The sequence below is a fragment of the Streptomyces graminilatus genome, assembly GCF_001418565.1.
Taxonomy (GTDB): domain Bacteria; phylum Actinomycetota; class Actinomycetes; order Streptomycetales; family Streptomycetaceae; genus Streptomyces; species Streptomyces graminilatus.
Map to the genome: position 1 here is coordinate 1 of NZ_LIQQ01000229.1, position 4,367 is coordinate 4,367.

Below are 4,367 nucleotides of genomic sequence, written 5' to 3' on the forward strand. Positions count from 1 at the left end.
CCTCGACGGCCGTCGAGGGGCCGTGCGCGGCGACCAGCATCCAGGAGGTCAGGGCGAAGAAGCCGACGACCACGACGATCGCCAGGTAGGTGGCCCTGGGCACCGTCTTCTTCGGCTCGCGGGCCTCCTCGCCGTAGATCGCGGTGGCCTCGAAGCCGAACATGGAGGCGAGGGCGAACATCACGGCGATGCCCGGGGCGCCCTGGGTCACGGCGCTCGGCGAGAAGGTCTCCGAGATGCCGAGCCCTTCCGGCCCGCCGCCCTTGAAGAGGGTGACCAGGCTGAAGGCCAGCAGGATGCTGAACTCGGCCAGGACGAAGACGGCGAGCAGTTTGGCGCCCATGTCGATGCCGGTGGCGCCGAGCCACTGCACGATCGCCATCGTGACCAGCGACCACACCCACCACGGCAGGTCGAGCCCCAGGTGGGCGCTGACCAGTCCGTTGACGATGGAGCCGTACAGCCCGTACATGGCGGCCTGGATGGCGCAGTAGGCGAAGAGCGCCACGCCCGCGCTGCCGGCGCCGGCGGTCCGGCCAAGGCCCTTGCCGATGTACGTGTAGAAGGCGCCGGCGTCGACGACGTGGCGGCCCATGGTGACGAAGCCGACGGCGAAGAGCAGGGTCACCACACCGACCAGCACGTACGCGCCGGCGGTGCCGGGGCCGTTGCCGATGGCGACGGAGATGGGGACCGACCCGGCGACGCCGGTGAGGGGTGCCTGTGCGGACAGGACGAGGAAGAGGATGCCCAGGACGCCGAGGGCGTTGGGCTTGAGCTTGCCTGCGGTGGATGCGTCCCGCGCGGTCTGCTCTGTCGAGACCGTCTGACTGTCCACTCGGATCACCTGCCAGAGGAAGAGGGAGGATCATTTCAGGCCAAACGAGTTGCCTCATGGTGGGGTGGAACTATCCGTTTGGCAAGGGGTCCGGCCCGGCGATTCCGACACCGACGGGATTTGACGGGATTTATTGCGCGGCTGTAATCAGCCGGATACGCCTCAGGCCTCGGCGGCGAGGTCGCCGTCGCGGCCACCACGGCCTTCGCGGTCGGCGGCCAGGAGCCGCAGGACGTTGCGCAGCTCGTCGAGGGCGTCCTCGATGACCTCGCGCTCGCCGAACACGAGCTGGTGCAGGACGAGACCCTCCAGCGTGGCAAACACCATACGCGAGAGGCCCTCGCCGACCGGTCCGGGCAGCAGCTGGGCCAGCTCGCGCCGGGTGGCCTCGAAGTACTCGTCGTCGTACAGGGCGCGCAGATGCGGGAGCAGCTCGGGCCTGCGGCGGGACTCCAGCAGCAGTTCGTACTGGAAGGCCTGGAGGTCGGGGCCGCTCTCCACCATCTGCGTCAGCCCGGCCGTGAAGTCGGCCGTGCTGCCCGTGCCGGTTTCGAGGTCGCTGCTGGTCAGGGAGGAACGGATGGCGTGGGTGAGGGCCTCCTCGATCAGCGCGTCGCGCGAACCGAAGTGGTGCACGACGAGCCCGTGGGTGACCCCCGCCTCCTCCGCGACCGCCCGGTACGTGAGCTTGCGGAGCCCGCCGCGGGCCACCACGCGTACGGCGGCGTTCAGCAGGGCCTCGCGGCCGGCTCCGTAGGTCACGCGCTTGCGGGGGCGGCGCGGGGCGGCGGGCTCGGTCATGTCCGTGACCCTACCTGTGACCCCATCCGTGACCACGGTCAACGTCGGGGAGCCCGGATGCCGCGGAACTCCCAGTCGCCGCCGAGCGCGGTCGACAGCACCTCCTCGGACTCGGTGGGCTGCGCGCCGACGTCGGTCCGGACCGGGGCCGGCCCGGTGACGATGTGGTTCGTCAGCCGTCCGAGCCCCTCGACCTCGACCTCGACGACGTCGCCGGGCTGGACGGGCCGGGAGTTGGCGGGCGTACCGGAGAGGAGCACATCACCCGGGTAGAGGGTGATGGTGCGGGCGATGTCGGCGACGAGGTAGTGCATGTCCCACTCCATCTCGTCCGTCGAGCCGTCCTGCACGACCTCGCCGTTGACGTACGTGCGCAGGTACTTGCCGCGGAAGTCCCAGTCGGTGACGAGGCCGGGGCCGAGCGGGCAGAGCGTGTCGGAGCCCTTGACGCGGAGCATCGAGCCGGCGTCGGTGTCACGGAAGTCGTGCAGGCCGTAGTCGTTGGCGACGGTGTAACCGGCGATGTACTCCCCCGCCTCGGCCTGCGAGATGTTCCGCGCGGTCTTCCCGATGACGATGGCGACCTCGCCCTCGTAGTTGAGCCACTTGCAGCCCTCGGGGCGGACGATGGCGCCCTTGTGGGAGTTGAGGGAGGAGGTCGGCTTGTGGAAGTAGGTGGGGGTGGAGGTCAGTTCGATCTGGAACTCGTCCACGCGGCTGCGGTGGTTGAGGTGCACGGCGACGACCTTGGAGGGCACGACCGGAGGCAGGTGCTGCGCCTCTTCGATCTTGACCCGGCGGCCGTCCCCGGCGACGAGTTCGTCCCCCTCGACGATGACCTGGACGGTGGCGCCGTCGAGCAGGATGCGACGGTATTCGGGCATGTCAGTGCTCCTGTACGGGGGTTCGGGGGGCGGTCCAGCCGGCGGCGGGCCGGTCGAACCACAGGTGGACCTGGCCGGTGCCGACGGAGTTCTCGTACTCGCCGTACTGGCGGGCGGGTGCGGTGCAGGCCTGTTCGCCGAGGGCGCCGGCCATCATCAGGTAGTGGAAGAACTTCGCCTCGGGCTTGTACTTCCAGAACTCCGGCATGGTGTCGAGGACCTGGTCGTGACGGCCCTCCTTGAACCAGGCGATGCGCTCCTCGTCGGCGGCGCGGGCCTCCGGCGTGAAGATGTGCTCCAGGTCGCTGGCCTCGTGGTCGCGGATCTCGCGCAGCGGCCAGAAGGTGTGCGAGAGGGCACCGGAGGCGATGACGATGACGCGGCGCCCCGGAGTGGCGGCGATGCCGTCGGCGAGCGCCCGCCCCAGCCGCAGATGGTCCTCCATGTCACCGGTCTGGCAGACGCCGATGGTCACCCACCGCTTGTCGGGCAGGCCCTCGCCGAGGAACTTCCAGAGGTTGATGGTGGCGTAGTAGACCGGCAGATAGTCGTCGTCGATCGACGTGATCCAGGTGCCGTGCTTGTCCGCGAACCGGGCGATGTTCTCGGCGAGTTCGGGGTCGCCGGGGTAGTCGTACGGCATCCGGCACATGCCGCGCGGCAGCTCCTCGGAGGTGAACAGCCCGGCCCGGCGCTGCTGACCGCTGACGACGAACTCCACCGTCGTGGCCCAGTGCGAGTCGAGGACGACGACGGTGTCGTAGTCGTCGCGCTCGAAGACCTCTTTACGGAGCTGGTGGAGGCCGGTGACGAGGGTGATCTCCCGGCCCTTGTTCAGCTCCAGCCGGTCGGCCTCGGGCAGCACGATGGTGGGGACGTGGGCGAGCAGGCCCGCCCCGACTATTTCACCCATGGTCGTTCCATCCGTTCGGCGCGGTGACGGTGTTCTTGAGGTCGCAGTAGAAGTCGAAGCTCCAGGTGCCGCCCTCACGGCCGACCCCGGAGTGGCGGGAGCCGCCGAAGGGGGCCTGGAGGTCGCGTACGAAGAAGCAGTTGACCCAGACCGTGCCCGCGACGAGCCGCTCGGTGACGCGTTCGGCGCGCTCGTGGTCACCGGTGGCGAGGGTGGCGGCGAGCCCGAACCGGGTGTCGTTGGCGAGCCGGACGGCCTCGTCCTCGTCGGTGAAGGTCTGGAGGGTCAGGACGGGCCCGAAGACCTCTTCCTGGACGATCTCCGAGTCCTGGGCGACGTCGGTGAGCAGCGTGGGCGGGTAGTACTGCCCGTCCTCGTCCGTACGGCGCCCGCCGATCACGGCCCGTGCGCCGTCGGCGAGGGCGCGCCGCACGAACCCGTCGATCTTCTCCAGCTGGCGGGGGTGGATGTTGGGGCCGAGGTCGGTGGCCTCGTCGCGCGGGTCGCCCTGCGTCAGCCGGGCCGCCTTGTCGGCGAACCGCCGGGTGAACTCGTCGGCGATCGACTCCTCGACAAGGATGCGGGTCGCGGCCAGGCAGACCTGCCCGGCGTTGTCGTACTGCTCCACGGCGAGATCGACGGCCAGCTCCAGATCGGCGTCGGCGAACACCAGCAGCGGGGATTTTCCGCCGAGTTCGAGGCTGAGCGGGGTGAGGTTCGCGGCGGCGGAGGCGGCGATGTGCTTGGCGGTCGGGACGGATCCGGTGAAGCTGATCCGCCGTACGTCCGGGTGCGAGGTGAGCGCGTCGCCGATCTCGGAGCCGTAGCCCTGGACGACGTTCAGCACTCCGGCGGGCAGTCCCGCCTCGGCGGCGATGTCGGCCAGCAGGGACGCGGTGAGCGGGGACCACTCGGCGGGCTTGAGGATCAC

The 4,367-nt window shown here is 69.8% G+C and carries 5 protein-coding genes; all 5 read right to left on the reverse strand.

All coding sequences use genetic code 11. The features are described 5' to 3' along the window. Positions 1–838, reverse strand: an 838-nt coding sequence (locus AOK08_RS20115) for an APC family permease (protein WP_198539317.1), incomplete at its 3' end; no start/stop codon positions are given. 162 nt (positions 839–1,000) lie between these two features. After that, a complete protein-coding gene (locus AOK08_RS20120; protein ID WP_055527802.1) occupies positions 1,001–1,639 on the reverse strand; it encodes a TetR/AcrR family transcriptional regulator in 639 nt (212 codons plus the stop codon). A gap of 38 nt (positions 1,640–1,677) precedes the next feature. Then, positions 1,678–2,523: a fumarylacetoacetate hydrolase family protein gene (locus AOK08_RS20125; protein WP_055527805.1), complete on the reverse strand. Its 846-nt coding sequence runs from the start codon at positions 2,521–2,523 to the stop codon at positions 1,678–1,680. Position 2,524: 1 nt separating this feature from the next. After that, positions 2,525–3,436 carry a 3,4-dihydroxyphenylacetate 2,3-dioxygenase gene (locus AOK08_RS20130; RefSeq protein WP_055527807.1) on the reverse strand — a complete coding sequence of 304 codons (912 nt, stop codon included), beginning with the start codon at positions 3,434–3,436 and terminating at the stop codon, positions 2,525–2,527. Then, on the reverse strand, positions 3,429–4,367 hold a 939-nt coding region (locus AOK08_RS20135; protein ID WP_241827020.1), incomplete at its 5' end, for an aldehyde dehydrogenase family protein. The genes AOK08_RS20135 and AOK08_RS20130, both read right to left, overlap by 8 nt.